Consider the following 14773-nt stretch of genomic DNA (forward strand, 5'->3'; position numbering starts at 1 on the left):
AGGAGGGAGAAATGAAAGCGGAAATTATTGCTGTTGGGACTGAGATTTTGACAGGGCAAATTCTTAATACTAATGCTCAGTTTTTATCTGAAAAACTAGCTGAAATAGGTGTGGATGTCTATATTCAAACTGCTGTTGGAGATAATGAGGCTCGTCTTTTGTCCGTGCTAGAGATAGCTCGAGAACGGAGTGAGTTAGTGATACTAACAGGAGGATTGGGACCTACAGAAGACGACTTGACCAAACAAACGGTGGCAAAGTTCTTAGGAAAAAATTTAGTTTTTGATGCACAAGCACAGGCGAAATTAGATGACTTTTTTGCCCAGAGACCTGATTATGCCCGGACTCCAAATAATGAGCGTCAAGCTCAGATTATTCAAGGAGCAACCCCTCTAGCCAATGAGACGGGTTTAGCAGTGGGTGGCATGATTGAGGTGGAAGGGGTAACTTATGTTGTTTTACCTGGACCACCTAGTGAATTGAAACCGATGGTTCTAAATGAGTTGTTGCCAAGATTGATGACAGGCGCTAAATTATACTCAAGGGTCCTGCGATTCTTTGGGATAGGAGAGAGTCAGCTAGTCACGATCTTAGCAGATTTAATTGAACAACAAACGGATCCAACCTTGGCGCCCTATGCAAAAACTGGGGAAGTTACCTTGCGTTTGTCGACTAAGGCTAAGAGCAAAGAGGAGGCTGATGCGGCCTTGAATACTTTAGAGGAGCAGATCTTAAGTCGAGATACTTTCGAAGGTACTTCCCTTCGAGAGCTTTGCTATGGCTATGGGGATGAGACAAGTCTAGCTAGTCTTGTAGTGGAAGAGTTAAAAAAGAGACAAATAAGTATTACCGCTGCAGAAAGTTTGACAGCAGGTCTCTTTCAAGCAAGCATAGCAGATTTTTCAGGAGTATCTGCTATCTTTAAAGGTGGTTTTGTGACTTATAGTCTGGAAGAAAAGGCTAAAATGCTAGATATTCCACAAGCAGAATTAGAAATCCATGGTGTTGTTTCAACCTATACAGCAGAGAAAATGGCTGAGCAGGCACGAGAAAAAACTGCATCCGATATTGGGATTAGTTTGACAGGAGTGGCAGGACCTGAAAGTTTAGAAGGTCATCCGGCAGGTACAGTTTTTATAGGACTGTCTCAAGAATCGGGTACAGAAGTCATACGTGTCAATATAGGAGGACGGAGTCGAACAGATGTTCGTAAAATTGCTGTTATGCATGCCTTTAACTTAGTTCTCAAAGCTTTATTAAGTAAGTGACTTTTGATATAATAGAATAAGGTCTAGGGACCATTAAAATACAGGAGAATAAAATGGCAAAAAAACCAACAAAAAAATTAGATGAAATTGGTAAAAAATTTGGTGCTGATCGTGAAAAAGCTTTGAATGATGCTCTTAAATTGATTGAAAAAGATTTTGGTAAGGGCTCAATCATGCGCTTGGGTGAACGAGCAGAACAAAAAGTACAAGTCATGAGTTCAGGTTCTTTGGCACTTGATATTGCACTCGGTTCGGGTGGTTATCCAAAGGGACGTATCATCGAAATCTACGGTCCAGAGTCATCAGGTAAGACAACAGTTGCCCTTCACGCTGTAGCGCAAGCTCAAAAAGAAGGTGGAATTGCAGCCTTTATCGATGCTGAACATGCTCTAGACCCAGCTTATGCAGCAGCTCTTGGCGTTAATATCGATGAATTGCTCTTGTCACAACCAGACTCAGGTGAGCAAGGTCTTGAAATTGCAGGGAAATTGATCGACTCAGGTGCGGTTGACCTTGTCGTTATCGACTCTGTTGCAGCCCTTGTTCCTCGTGCGGAAATCGATGGAGATATCGGAGATAGCCACGTTGGTCTTCAAGCTCGTATGATGAGCCAAGCTATGCGTAAACTCGGTGCTTCTATCAACAAGACAAAGACTATCGCTATTTTTATCAACCAATTGCGTGAAAAAGTAGGAGTTATGTTTGGAAATCCAGAAACAACTCCTGGTGGACGCGCCCTTAAATTCTATGCTTCAGTCCGTTTGGATGTTCGCGGAAGCACACAAATCAAGGGGACTGGTGACCAAAAAGATACCAATGTAGGTAAGGAAACCAAGATTAAGGTTGTGAAAAATAAGGTGGCTCCACCATTCAAAGAAGCTCTTGTCGAAATCATGTATGGAGAAGGAATTTCTAGAACTGGTGAACTCTTGAAGATTGCAAGTGATCTTGATATTATCAAAAAAGCTGGAGCTTGGTACTCATATAATGATGAGAAGATTGGTCAAGGTTCAGAAAATGCTAAGAAATACTTGGCAGATCATCCAGAGGTATTTGACGAGATTGATCATCAAGTGCGTGTTCACTTTGGCTTGATTGAAGAAGAAGCAGGATCTAAAAAAGCAGCATCAACTGAGAAAGAAGCTGCTAATCAAGAAGTGACACTTGATCTTGGCGATGATCTTGGAATCGAAATCGAAGAATAAACAGTAAAAGTGGAGTTTCTCCACTTTTTTTAATTTTTAATCATTTGAAATTTAATCTTTCTGAAAAGCGAATAAAAGGCCTATTTTCTTAGAAAAAACCAGGAAACTATTGCTTTTTGATTAATTTGATGATAGAATAAACGGGAATAACAAAAAAAGGAGATTTCTAAAATGGAAAAACGTTTAGTTCGTAACGTTCAAGATAAAAAAATCGGTGGTGTTTGTGCAGGTCTTGCTGACTACTTTAACATGGACCCAATGTTAGTTCGTGTTCTTTGGATCTTGTTCACTTTAGCTGGTGGATCAGGTTTACTTGCTTACGCTATTCTTTACTTCATTCTTCCAGAAGGCGGAGCAGAAGCTTAAGCTACATTGTAACTAAGAATAAAAACATGCATGTAATCTTATAGATTGCATGCATTTTTTGTATGTTAAAAATCGGTAGAGTTTTAAAGCTCACCAGCTTAAAAATGACTGTCAGTGTATATGGAATTAACTTGTTTAATGGTCACTGAAACGACGGTATTCGATGTGGAAGTCGAAGTAATTCTCGTCTTGCAATTTTTGAAAGATATTACGATAGGCTTCTTCGTCAAAGTGTTCCCCGCGATAGAGAATTTCGAAACTAAGACCCTCATACTCTAAAAAAGCGTTGGCTGTTTTGAAACCATTTTGTTTATAGAACTCCATTCGGGCTTTTCTCTGTTCTAGGTTATCGCAGTCTTCATCCAGTCTTTCCACTTCAAGAATCATGGTCCGCTGATAAAAGTCAATCAACTTTTCAATAATTTCTTTTCCATAACCATGGCTACGTAAATGAGGCATGATAGCGAAAAAACTGATGTAGAAAGCTTTTTGATTAGAAATGGCAAAAGCAAAGCCAACAAACTCCTCCTCATTATAAAAGGCGAAAAAGTGAGCTTCATCCCTATCTTGATACAGTAAAAATTCGTCTAAGGGCACCCTTTCTTCCTCAGGGAAGGCCTCCTTGTTTAATTGTTCCACTTTCTCAAGGTCTGGGAATATATCTGTAATTAACTGGCTTGTTAAGCTCATACATAGCCTCCTTTTCAGTCATGATTATATCAAATTGGTTATTAGAAGGCAATCGCTTTCTTAGAAGAGATACCGTTCTTGACCTTGTTCAAGCTCTTGAAAGCTGATATAATAGCCTTATGAATAAAAAATCAACGGTGGACCTAATTCATGGTCCCATCCTTCCTTCACTGATTAGTTTCGCATTACCGATTCTATTGTCCAACATCTTTCAGCAACTATACAATACAGCTGATATTTTGATTGTTGGGCGTTTTTTAGGACAGAATTCCTTGGCGGCAGTCGGAGCTACGACAGCTATTTTTGATTTGATTATTGGCTTTGCTCTCGGAGTCGGAAATGGGATGGGAGTTGTTATTGCTCGGCTTTATGGTGCTCGTAATTTTACAAAGATTAAAGAGGCTGTCGCAGCGACTTGGATTTTAGGTGCAATCCTGAGTGGTCTTGTGATGCTGATGGGTTTCTTCGGCCTCTATCCACTCTTACAGTACCTAGAAACTCCCATAGAAATTCTCCCCCAATCTTATGAATACATCTCTATGATTGTCAGCTGTGTGGGAGTTAGCTTTGCTTATAATCTCTTTGCAGGATTACTACGCTCGATTGGTGATAGCCTTGCGGCGCTTGCCTTTCTTATCTTTTCAGCCATTGTTAATGTCATTCTAGATTTATATTTTATTACACAACTGCAGTTGGGTGTTCAGTCTGCAGGTCTTGCAACCATCATCTCGCAAGGTTTGTCCGCTATTCTCTGTTATTTCTATATCCGAAAAAGTGTTCCAGAGCTTCTTCCAGAACTTAAACACTTCAGATGGAATAAGGATCTCTATGTTGATCTCTTGGAGCAGGGGCTAGCCATGGGGCTGATGGGTTCAATCGTCTCTGTCGGAAGTGTCGTCTTACAATCCTCTGTTAATGGCTTTGGAGCAGTTATTATCAGTGCCCAAACGGCAGCACGTAGAATCATGGCCTTTGCCTTATTGCCAATGACGGCAATTTCGGCTTCTATGACGACTTTTATCTCTCAAAACTTTGGGGCAAAACGTCCAGATCGTATCGTCCAAGGTCTTCGTTTAGGTAGCTATTTGAGTATGGCTTGGGCAACCTTTGCTTGTGTGTTCCTATTTTTTTCAAGTCCTAGCCTAGTTTCTTTCTTAGCGAGTTCAACAGATGGTTACTTGATTGAAAATGGAACCTTGTACCTACGTATTAGTTCTGTTTTCTATCCATTTTTGAGTCTTTTATTGATTTATAGAAATAGTTTGCAGGGACTCGGTCAAAAACTCTTACCCCTCATATCTAGTTTTATCGAGTTTATCGGGAAAATTGTTTTCGTCGCTTGGATTATTCCATGGGCAGGTTATACAGGTGTGATTCTATGTGAACCGCTACTTTGGCTTGTTATGACTGCACAGCTTTATATCTCACTCTCTCAGCACCCTTGGATAAAAGAAGGCAAGAAAATCTTGGCTGTCGGCGGACAATCCTAGCTTCATTTATAAAAGAAAAATCCATTTCCTCTAGTGAAAATCGACTAGACTTGTGTTATAATAAGAAAGATCAAAATGTGAAAAAAGGAGATTCCTAATGGGACGTAAATGGGCCAATATCGTAGCCAAGAAAACGGCTAAAGATGGAGCTAACTCTAAAGTATATGCAAAATTTGGTGTAGAAATCTATGTAGCGGCTAAAAAAGGTGATCCAGATCCAGAATCAAACTCAGCTTTGAAATTCGTTATCGACCGTGCTAAACAAGCGCAAGTGCCAAAACACGTTATTGATAAGGCAATCGATAAAGCAAAAGGAAATACAGACGAAACCTTTACAGAAGGACGTTACGAAGGCTTTGGGCCAAATGGTTCAATGCTCATCGTAGATACCTTGACTTCAAACGTTAACCGTACAGCTGCCAATGTACGTGCTGCCTTTGGTAAAAACGGCGGAAACATGGGAGCTTCAGGTTCAGTATCTTACCTCTTTGACAACAAGGGTGTCATCGTATTTTCTGGTGACGACGCTGATGCTATCTTTGAACTCTTGCTTGAAGCAGATGTCGATGTAGACGATGTAGAAGCAGAAGAAGGAACAATCACTGTTTACACAGCTCCAACTGACCTTCACAAGGCTATCGTTGCTTTGCGTGAGTCTGGTATCGAAGAATTCCAAGTAACAGAACTTGAGATGATTCCTCAATCAGAAGTGGAATTGTCAGGTGATGATCTTGCAAGCTTTGAAAAACTCTACGGCGTTCTTGAAGATGACGAAGACGTACAAAAAATCTATACCAACGTTGATGGATTTTAATTAGAACAGTTGATTTTCATCCTGAGGAGTCACTCGGGATGATTTTTTATCTCAAATATCATCGCCCAAGGCTTGTCAACTATCCATAATGCAGATCTCTACAATAGTCAATTTACAGAAGACCAAGCAGAAGAATAAATCTCAGAAGGCTTGACGGCCTTCTTTTTCTGCACTATACTAGAGTAGGAGATGCTAGCAGACTCGTTCTGTCAGGCTTCTTGTGTAAAATCTAGAAACAACGAGAAAACAGATGAAAAACTATCAAGAGTGGTACGATAAGAGGAAATCAGGTCTTCTTCGACATCCACAATTATTGCAATTGATGCGAGTCTTTAATCGTATGATGACAGTTCTGATGCCCTTAGCTTACTTGACCTTGTTGGGAACAAACTTTGTAAGTAAAGGGGTTGGGAAAGAACTTTCTGCTTATATTTTAGTTCCAGCTTTAGGCTTTCTCCTATTGACGCTAGTTCGTAAGTGGATCAATCAACCCCGTCCCTATGAAACTTGGGAAATTGTCCCGCTTCTAGACAAGGATAGTTCCGGTAATTCAATGCCTAGTCGCCATGTCTTTTCAGCAACCATCATTTCCATTGCTTGCTTGCATGCAAATCTCCCTGTGGGGTTGGTTTTGTTGATCTTATCAGCTTTTCTGGGCTTTGTGCGGGTTTTAGGTGGTGTTCATTATCCCAAGGATGTTTTAGTTGGCTACGCCTGTGGCCTCCTCTTGGGAATCCTTTTCTTTATTTTGTAAGAAGCAAAGCAAGTGGGCTTGGCCTCGTAACCACTTACGGGTCAAAAGTGACCACTTGCTTTTTTGCCCTTGTAAAGTCTTCTGGCCTTTGGTATAGTAGATGCAGAAAGGAGATAGGATGAAGTTACGAATCGAGATTGATAGTGAATTAGCTGAGACAGAGATTGTCATCAAGGCTGCAGCCCTGACAGATGAGATAGCTGACTTGCAACGACTCTTGCAAGAAACCAAGGCTCCTAGGTTGATCTTTTACAAGGGGACGGGTGAGTATTACTTAGACTTGGCAGAAATTCTCTTTTTTGAGACAGAAGGTAGCAAGATTTACGCCCACACCCAGAAAGAGGCCTACGAGGTTCGACTCAAGCTTTATGAGTTAGAGTCCATCCTGCCCCGCTATTTCAGTCGGGTATCCAAGTCGACCATAGCCAATCTTCGGCAGGTCTACTCGGTGGACAAGTCCTTCTCAGGGACAGGAACTATTTCCTTTTATCAGACCCACAAGGAGGTGCACGTGTCACGACACTACCAATCCCTCCTAAAAGAAAATCTAAGAAACATGAGGTAAGAACATGAAAAAGAAAGTATTTGGTATTGTGTTGCTAGTATTGGCAGCTTTAGTATTGTTACAGGGAAATTTTGGTATTCCTTCACTTGAAGGGGAAATTTGGCCCTTGATCGGTATTGGATTTTTTGCCTATCAATCAGTTGAGGCAATCCTTCGTCGTCATTTCACTTCAGCCACCGTTACAGCCCTAGTGGCCCTCATGATTGCTAATCATTTTTATGATATTTTACCGATTCCCAATCAGTCATTGTTCTGGGCTAGTATATTAATCGTAATGGGTGTCAGCGCACTCACTCATTCTAACAGAACTTGGAATGGGAAAAAATGGTGGTATGATGGTGAAAAGACCATCCTTACAGATAAGGAAGTTGCATTTGGTAGCGGGACTTTCTACAAGCAAGATCAAGAATTGGTAGAAGACGAGTTTGAAGTCGGTTTCGGAAATGCCAAGATCTATTATGATAATGCAGAGATGTTAGGTGATACCGCAACCTTAAAAATAGAAGTTGGATTTGGGAATGCAGTCATATATGTTCCTCAACACTGGAGAGTCGATCTAAAGGTAGAAACTTTTTGTGGTGCAGCTAAGGCAGATGCTTCAGTAGCTCCTACAAGTAAGACCCTGATTGTCCGTGGAGAGGTGGCTTTTGGAAAACTAGAAGTTGTCTATGCTAAATAAAAAAATCTTCCAATTCCCTTGCCAAAATGGAGAAAGTGTGATAACATAGTACGGTATGTGGTGCTAGCACATCCGCTATATTAGATCTAATAGGAGGAAAACACAATGGCTAAAGTATGTTACTTTACAGGTCGTAAGACTGTATCAGGAAACAACCGTTCACACGCGATGAACCAAACTAAACGTGCCGTAAAACCAAACCTTCAAAAAGTTACTGTTCTTATCGATGGTAAACCTAAAAAAGTTTGGGCTTCAGCTCGTGCATTGAAATCAGGAAAAGTAGAACGCGTTTAATAAACATGAAAAGACCTACAGGGTCTTTTTTGTTTTACTCGACAGCTGAAATCATTTGAAAAATCAAGCAAATATCCGATGATACATCATTCTGCTTTTACAGTTGGGCTGAAATATGATAAAATAGAGTATCAACTAGTTGAGGTAAAAAAAGATGACTGTAAAAATTAATACAAAAGATGGTCAAATCGAACTAACAGATGATGTGATTGCTACTGTTGTAGGCGGAGCAGCAACTGAGATTTTTGGTGTGGTCGGTATGGCTAGTAAAAATGCCCTCAAAGATAATTTCCAAGCCCTTCTTGGTAAGGAAAACTATTCTAAAGGTGTAGTCGTTAAAGCGGCTGAAGATGGTAGCATTGCAGTTGATGTATACACTGTCTTGAGCTACGGAACAAAAATCAGCGAAGTATCAAAAAACATCCAAGAGCGTGTACGTTTTAGTTTGGAAAATCAACTTGGAATCACTGCTCAGACTGTGAATGTCTTCATTCAAAATATCAAAGTTGCAGGAGAATAATCGTGTCAAATATTACTACAAGCCTATTTCAAGAAATGGTCCAGGCTGCTTCTACTCGATTAAATAAGCAAGCCGAATATGTCAATTCATTAAACGTCTTCCCAGTTCCAGACGGAGATACAGGAACAAACATGGGAATGACGATCGAAAATGGTGCCAAAGAAGTAGCAGACAAACCAGCTTCAACTGTTGGTGAGGCTGCAAGTATCTTGGCTAAAGGTCTTTTGATGGGTGCGCGTGGGAACTCTGGAGTTATCACTTCTCAGCTTTTCCGTGGATTTTCGCAAGCTATCAAGACAAAAGAAGAGTTAACAGGAAAAGACCTAGCTCTTGCCTTCCAATCTGGTGTTGAAGTAGCCTATAAGGCTGTTATGAAACCTGTTGAAGGAACTATCTTAACTGTATCACGTGGTGCTGCCATCGGTGCTAAGAAAAAAGCAGAGCAGACAGATGATGCCGTTGAGGTTATGCGTGCAGCCTTGGAAGGAGCTAAAGCGGCCCTTGCTAAAACTCCAGAAATGCTTCCAGTCTTGAAGGAAGTTGGCGTTGTGGACTCAGGTGGTCAAGGTTTAGTCTTCATCTATGAAGGATTCCTTTCAGCTCTTACTGGTGAATACAGTGCGTCTGAGGACTTTGTAGCGACTCCAGCTAATATGGGTGAAATGATCAATGCAGAACACCATAAGTCTGTTGCTGGACATGTGGCAACAGAAGATATCACTTTTGGTTACTGTACGGAAATCATGGTTGCCCTTAAGCAAGGTCCAACCTATGCTAAAGAGTTTAACTACGATGAATTCCGTAACTATTTGAACGACCTTGGGGATTCATTACTCGTTGTTAACGATGATGAAATCGTTAAAGTTCACGTCCATACAGAAGATCCAGGACTTGTTATGCAAGAAGGTCTCAAATATGGTAGCTTGGTCAAGGTTAAAGTCGATAACATGCGTAACCAACACGAAGCACAAGTAGAAAAAGAAGCTCAAGTCAGCAAGCCAGCTGAAGAAAAAGAATATGCCCTTATCGCAGTAGTAGCTGGTCAAGGATTGGCAGATATCTTCCGTGCTCAAGGTGTGGACTATGTCATCGAAGGTGGACAAACCATGAACCCTTCGACAGAAGACTTTGTCAAGGCTGTTGAGAAAGTTAATGCTCGTAACATCATCTTCTTGCCGAACAACAAAAACATCTTCATGGCAGCTCAATCTGCAGCGGAAGTATTGGAACAACCAGCTGTTGTGGTAGAAGCTCGTACCCTTCCTCAAGGATTGACTAGCCTTCTAGCATTTGACCCAAGCAAGACTATCGAAGAGAATAAAGAACGTATGACTGCAGCTCTTGGTGATGTGGTCAGCGGTAGTGTAACAACAGCCGTTCGTGACACGACTATCGATGGTCTAGAAATTCACGAAAATGACAATCTTGGTATGGTAGATGGTAAGATCCTCGTATCAAACCCTGACATGCACCAAACCCTGACTGAAACCTTGAAACATATGTTGGATGAAGATAGTGAAATCGTAACCTTCTATGTTGGAGAAGACGGAAGCGAAGAATTGGCTAACCAAATCGCCCAAGAAATCGCAGAAGAATTCGAAGATGTCGAAGTAGAAATCCACCACGGTCAACAACCGGTTTATCCATATCTCTTCAGTGTGGAATAGGAGATTCAAATTGAAGAAGATCTTTGGATTAACGCTTGTTTCGGTAACTCTACTTGTGGGTTGCAGTAAATTGTTGCCTCACCGCTCAAATGACAAGAGTAAAGCGAGTGATACAGCTACAAGTCAAACGACAACCAAACAAGCAAAAGAAGAAAAAACTAAAGTTCTTAAAGGGAAATGGGATGATTTTGATATCACCATGACCTTTGTTTATACAGATGTTGTTAAGCAGTTCAATATGGAGATGCTCGGGAAAATGAACGAGGAGATTCCTGGTGGAGTTACTCCAAAAGAATTCCAAGAAATTTTCCGTGAAGCTATGGAAGATAGTCCAGAATATGCTGAAATTAAGGATGAGCCAGGTGTTAATGTAGAATATTTTATCACCGAGGACAAAAAGATGAGAGTCGTTACGGAACTCGATCTTGAAAAAGCAGATTTGAATAAAGTAAAAAATACATATTTCTTTAAGCCACTTGCGGATAGTATAGAAGACTTTAAAAAGCCTAATACACTAATCGCTGCACTAAAATTACATGGATTTAAGGAAGAATAAAAAAGAGAGGCCGGGATTTTCCCGACCTCTTTTTGATTTTCAGAGAATTCTATTTTCATAGCGATTAGACTTTTTGTGACATTTGTCATATTACCTCATGACAGAAGCTTCTAGTGGTTCTACCTTCAAAGAATTATACTAGATGTATCAAATGGAGGAAGAAAAAAATGAAACATAAAGTAATTGTCGCAATGAGTTTATTAGCAGCAGGAGTCATGACTTATCTCATGTTTTCAGGATTGGATGAAAGCTTCTATCATTTTCCTTGGGAGCTATTTGCAGGATTTGGCATGATGTCTTGGCTTATCCGAGAAGGTTTGAAATTGGTCTCAGATGTGAAAAAGGAGTTTGAAAAATGAAAAAAGCGATTCTCTATCTTTTTATTGGACTATCACTAGTGGTATGGTTGGTAGAAATGTTTACAGGTTGGTTTGATCAAGCCTTCCTGCACCAAGCCATTCGCGGTGCCTGGGGTATAGTATTTATGATTTTTATCGCCTTTCCGATGGGAAAGGAGTGGCTGAAAGGAGAGTATCATGAACATGATTAAGGTAGAAAGCCTAAATAAAAACATCAAGGGCAAGGCTATTTTGAAGGGTATTTCCTTTGAGGTAGCTGAAGGTGAATGCGTCGCCTTGATTGGGCCCAATGGTGCTGGGAAGACCACACTCTTGGACTGTTTGCTAGGAGATAAACTGGTTACAAGCGGTCAAGTATCTATCCAAGACTTGCCAGTGACGAGTTCTCAGTTAGACTATATCAGAGGTTACTTGCCTCAAGAAAATGTCATCGTTCAGAAATTAAAGGTCAAAGAGCTGATTGCTTTCTTTCAAAGTATTTATCCAAACCCCTTGAGCAACCAGGAAATCGATCAACTATTGCAGTTTGACCAGCAACAGAAAGAGCAATTTGCAGAAAAATTGTCAGGTGGGCAAAAGCGTCTATTCTCTTTTGTCTTGACCTTGATTGGCCGACCAAAACTTGTCTTTTTAGATGAACCGACTGCGGCCATGGATACCTCAACCCGCCAACGCTTTTGGGAAATTGTTCAGGAGCTAAAAGCTAAGGGAGTTACCATTCTCTATTCGTCCCATTATATCGAAGAAGTAGAGCATACAGCTGACCGGATTTTGGTCTTGAATAAGGGAGAGTTGATTCGCGATACAACACCTCTAGCCATGCGCAGTGAGGAGATTGAAAAGCACTTTATCCTTCCTCTAGCATACAAGGAAGTCATTGAGCAGTCTAACTTGGTTGAAAACTGGTCACAAAAACAAGATGCCCTGCAAGTAGTCACACGAGAGGCAAATGCTTTTTGGGAACTGTTAGTTCAAGCAGGATGTAGCATACAAGAAATCGAAGTTAATAACCGTAGTTTGCTAGATACAATCTTTGAAGAAACACAAAAGGGAGATGACTAAGATGAAACGATGGATCGCACTAAACAAGATAGAATTTCTATTGACTAAACGACAATTAGTCTATTATCTATTATCCGTAGGGATGCCGACAGCCTTCTATTTATTCTTTTCAGGCATGTACCAGGACACACCAGGTGGGCCCGCGAATTTTATGCGCGACTACCTCATCTCCATGACGGCTTTTTCCATGATGTCGACAGCTATGTTTTCATTCCCAGCTGTCTTACATACCGATAAAATCAACAACTGGCAGAAAACATTGCGCCATACCCCTGTAAATATGGTAGAATATTATCTATCAAAGATAACAAGTATGATGGTTGATTATTTGGTCTCAATTCTGGTTGTTTTCTCAGTTGGGCATTTTGTAAGAGGTGTGGATATGTCTCTTGGAAACTGGATTGGGGCTGCGTTCTTGCTGATAGTAGGAAGTGTTGCCTTTGTAGCACTTGGCTTAACCCTGACTCTCTTACCGTCCAGTCAGCTGATGTCTGTCGTGGGCAATCTTCTTTACTTTGGCTTGGCTGTTTTAGGCGGACTCTGGATGCCTGTCTCTTTATTTCCAGACTGGATGCAAGCAATCGGGAAGCGCCTACCAAGCTATCAGTTGATGGAGTTGCTCAAGACCTTCTTAAACGAGGGTGGCATCAATTTATCAGCCACAGTTTATCTACTTGTTTTTTCAGCAGTTTTGTTTGGTTTGACCATTTACCTTCAAGGTCATAAGGAGAATGCTTAATGCTTGAAAGACTAAAAAGCATACACTATATGTTTTGGGCCAGTTTGATTTTTATGGTTTTCCCTATCCTACCTGTAGTGACTGGGTGGCTTTCTGCCTGGCATTTATTGATTGATATTCTATTTGTAGTGGCGTATTTGGGTGTTTTAACAACTAAGAATCAGCGCCTATCTTGGCTATATTGGGGCTTCATGCTGGTCTATGTAGCTGGGAATACCGCCTTTGTTGCTGTAAATTATATCTGGTTCTTCTTTTTCCTTTCCAATCTCTTAATTTATCATTTTGGTGTACGTAGTTTAAAGTCTTTACATGTCTGGACTTTTCTCCTTACTCAAGTGCTTGTTGTGGGCCAACTTTTGATTATTCAGAGAATCGAAGTTGAGTTTCTATTCTATCTACTTGTAATTCTTACTTTTGTCGATTTAATGACATTTGGTATGGTTCGGATTCGGATTGTGGAGGATTTGAAAGAAGCTCAGGCTAAGCAAAATGCCCAGATAAATCTATTGCTTGCTGAAAATGAACGCAGTCGTATCGGTCAGGATTTGCATGATAGCTTGGGACACACCTTTGCTATGCTGAGTGTCAAGACAGATTTAGCCTTGCAGTTATTTCAGATGGAGGCTTATCCACAGGTGGAAAAGGAATTAAAAGAAATTCACCAGATCAGCAAGGATTCCATGAATGAGGTGCGAACCATTGTGGAAAATCTGAAATCACGGACCCTAGCTTCAGAGCTTGAGACTGTTAAGAAGATGCTAGAAATTGCTGGGATTGAGGTTGAGGTTGATAATCAATTAGACAAGGCTAGTTTGACCCAGGATGTAGAGTCGACGGCTGCTATGATTTTGTTAGAACTGGCGACCAATATCATCAAGCATGCCAGAGCTGCAAAAGCCTATCTAAAACTGGAACGTACAGATCAGGAGTTGGTCCTGACAGTTAGAGATGACGGGAAAGGATTTGCAACTGTAAAAGGAAATGAATTCCATACAGTCCGTGACCGTGCAGCAGCCTTCTCTGGTCAAGTAGAGCTGGTCAGTTTGAAAGATCCCACAGAAGTGCGCGTGCATCTGCCTTATAAGGAGAGAAAGTAGATGAAAGTATTAGTCGCAGAAGATCAAAGTATGCTTAGAGATGCCATGTGCCAGCTCTTAAGCTTTCAACCAGATGTGGAGACCGTCTTGCAGGCGAAAAATGGAGCTGAAGCTATTGAGGTTTTGGGGAAAGAAGCAGTAGATATTGCCATCCTTGACGTCGAAATGCCAGTCAAGACAGGACTAGAAGCGCTCGAGTGGATCAAACAAGAAGTGCCTGAAACAAAGGTGGTTATCGTTACAACCTTTAAACGTCCAGGTTATTTTGAACGAGCGGTCAAAGCAGGAGTCGACGCCTATGTCTTGAAAGAGCGGAGCATCGCCGAGCTCATGCAAACCCTGCATACGGTGTTAGAGGGACGCAAGGAATATTCTCCAGAGCTGATGGAAGTCATGATGACCCATCCCAATCCCTTGACCGAGCAAGAAGTCGCTGTTTTGCATGGAGTTGCACAGGGGCTGTCCAACCAAGAAATTGCGGATAAGCTCTACCTCTCAAACGGCACCGTCCGTAATTACATGACCAATATCCTCTCCAAACTAGGCGCAAGCAACCGAACCGAAGCAGCCAAAACTGCCGAGGAAGAAGGCTGGTTGTGAGGAAATAAATAAAAACCTCCTGAATAAATCAGGAGGTTTTTCAGGAGT

The 14773-nt window shown here is 41.1% G+C and carries 19 protein-coding genes; 18 read left to right on the forward strand and 1 reads right to left on the reverse strand.

Features of this window, described 5'->3' with window-relative positions; genetic code table 11:
- Window positions 1–11: 11 nt before the first annotated feature.
- From BQ2679_RS01615 to BQ2679_RS01625, 3 genes are all read left to right on the forward strand, one after another.
- A complete protein-coding gene (locus BQ2679_RS01615; RefSeq protein WP_075565500.1) occupies window positions 12–1268 on the forward strand; it encodes a competence/damage-inducible protein A in 1257 nt (418 codons plus the stop codon).
- Between the two features lie 53 nt (window positions 1269–1321).
- Window positions 1322–2473 carry a recombinase RecA gene (gene recA / locus BQ2679_RS01620; protein WP_075565508.1) on the forward strand — a complete coding sequence of 384 codons (1152 nt, stop codon included), beginning with the start codon at window positions 1322–1324 and terminating at the stop codon, window positions 2471–2473.
- A gap of 171 nt (window positions 2474–2644) precedes the next feature.
- Entirely contained in the window at window positions 2645–2839 is a 195-nt protein-coding gene (locus tag BQ2679_RS01625) for a PspC domain-containing protein (protein WP_075565518.1), read from the forward strand.
- Window positions 2840–2974: 135 nt separating this feature from the next.
- Here the strand turns inward: BQ2679_RS01625 and BQ2679_RS01630 are convergent, their stop codons facing one another.
- On the reverse strand, window positions 2975–3529 hold the full coding sequence (locus BQ2679_RS01630; RefSeq protein ID WP_075565519.1) for a GNAT family N-acetyltransferase: 555 nt from the start codon (window positions 3527–3529) through the stop codon (window positions 2975–2977).
- Between the two features lie 119 nt (window positions 3530–3648).
- Between BQ2679_RS01630 and BQ2679_RS01635 the strand changes: the two genes are divergently transcribed.
- The 15 genes from BQ2679_RS01635 to BQ2679_RS01705 all read left to right on the forward strand — a co-directional run bounded on the left by BQ2679_RS01635 (window position 3649) and on the right by BQ2679_RS01705 (window position 14725).
- Window positions 3649–5019 (forward strand): MATE family efflux transporter, encoded by a 1371-nt coding sequence (locus BQ2679_RS01635; protein ID WP_075565521.1) that lies wholly within the window; start codon window positions 3649–3651, stop codon window positions 5017–5019.
- A gap of 97 nt (window positions 5020–5116) precedes the next feature.
- On the forward strand, window positions 5117–5833 hold the full coding sequence (locus BQ2679_RS01640) for a YebC/PmpR family DNA-binding transcriptional regulator (protein WP_075565523.1): 717 nt from the start codon (window positions 5117–5119) through the stop codon (window positions 5831–5833).
- A 250-nt stretch (window positions 5834–6083) separates the two neighbouring features.
- Window positions 6084–6587, forward strand: a complete 504-nt coding sequence (locus BQ2679_RS01645; RefSeq protein WP_075565525.1) for a phosphatase PAP2 family protein — start codon at window positions 6084–6086, stop codon at window positions 6585–6587.
- 118 nt (window positions 6588–6705) lie between these two features.
- Window positions 6706–7152, forward strand: a complete 447-nt coding sequence (locus BQ2679_RS01650) for a LytTR family DNA-binding domain-containing protein (RefSeq protein ID WP_075565527.1) — start codon at window positions 6706–6708, stop codon at window positions 7150–7152.
- A gap of 4 nt (window positions 7153–7156) precedes the next feature.
- Window positions 7157–7831, forward strand: coding sequence for a LiaF transmembrane domain-containing protein (locus BQ2679_RS01655; RefSeq protein ID WP_075565529.1), 675 nt, complete (start codon window positions 7157–7159; stop codon window positions 7829–7831).
- A gap of 105 nt (window positions 7832–7936) precedes the next feature.
- A complete protein-coding gene (rpmB, locus tag BQ2679_RS01660; protein ID WP_001140948.1) occupies window positions 7937–8125 on the forward strand; it encodes a 50S ribosomal protein L28 in 189 nt (62 codons plus the stop codon).
- Between the two features lie 154 nt (window positions 8126–8279).
- Window positions 8280–8645 carry an Asp23/Gls24 family envelope stress response protein gene (locus BQ2679_RS01665; RefSeq protein WP_075565532.1) on the forward strand — a complete coding sequence of 122 codons (366 nt, stop codon included), beginning with the start codon at window positions 8280–8282 and terminating at the stop codon, window positions 8643–8645.
- 2 nt (window positions 8646–8647) lie between these two features.
- Window positions 8648–10312, forward strand: a complete 1665-nt coding sequence (locus BQ2679_RS01670; RefSeq protein WP_075565534.1) for a DAK2 domain-containing protein — start codon at window positions 8648–8650, stop codon at window positions 10310–10312.
- A gap of 10 nt (window positions 10313–10322) precedes the next feature.
- A complete protein-coding gene (locus BQ2679_RS01675; protein ID WP_075565537.1) occupies window positions 10323–10868 on the forward strand; it encodes an SP0191 family lipoprotein in 546 nt (181 codons plus the stop codon).
- A gap of 167 nt (window positions 10869–11035) precedes the next feature.
- On the forward strand, window positions 11036–11227 hold the full coding sequence (locus BQ2679_RS01680) for a hypothetical protein (protein WP_075565539.1): 192 nt from the start codon (window positions 11036–11038) through the stop codon (window positions 11225–11227).
- Window positions 11224–11418, forward strand: a complete 195-nt coding sequence (locus BQ2679_RS01685) for a hypothetical protein (protein ID WP_075565544.1) — start codon at window positions 11224–11226, stop codon at window positions 11416–11418. Before BQ2679_RS01680 ends, BQ2679_RS01685 begins: the two co-directional genes overlap by 4 nt.
- Window positions 11405–12289: an ABC transporter ATP-binding protein gene (locus BQ2679_RS01690; RefSeq protein ID WP_075565546.1), complete on the forward strand. Its 885-nt coding sequence runs from the start codon at window positions 11405–11407 to the stop codon at window positions 12287–12289. Before BQ2679_RS01685 ends, BQ2679_RS01690 begins: the two co-directional genes overlap by 14 nt.
- Window position 12290: 1 nt before the next feature.
- The gene (locus BQ2679_RS01695) at window positions 12291–13028 is read left to right on the forward strand and encodes an ABC transporter permease (RefSeq protein WP_075565548.1); all 738 of its coding nucleotides are present in this window, start codon (window positions 12291–12293) and stop codon (window positions 13026–13028) included.
- Complete coding sequence (locus BQ2679_RS01700; RefSeq protein ID WP_075565551.1) at window positions 13028–14125, forward strand: sensor histidine kinase; 1098 nt, start codon at window positions 13028–13030, stop codon at window positions 14123–14125. Before BQ2679_RS01695 ends, BQ2679_RS01700 begins: the two co-directional genes overlap by 1 nt.
- Window positions 14126–14725: a response regulator transcription factor gene (locus tag BQ2679_RS01705; RefSeq protein ID WP_006154868.1), complete on the forward strand. Its 600-nt coding sequence runs from the start codon at window positions 14126–14128 to the stop codon at window positions 14723–14725.
- The last annotated feature ends 48 nt before the right edge of the window (window positions 14726–14773 follow it).

Source organism: Streptococcus timonensis (assembly GCF_900095845.1).
GTDB classification, from domain to species: Bacteria; Bacillota; Bacilli; order Lactobacillales; family Streptococcaceae; genus Streptococcus; species Streptococcus timonensis.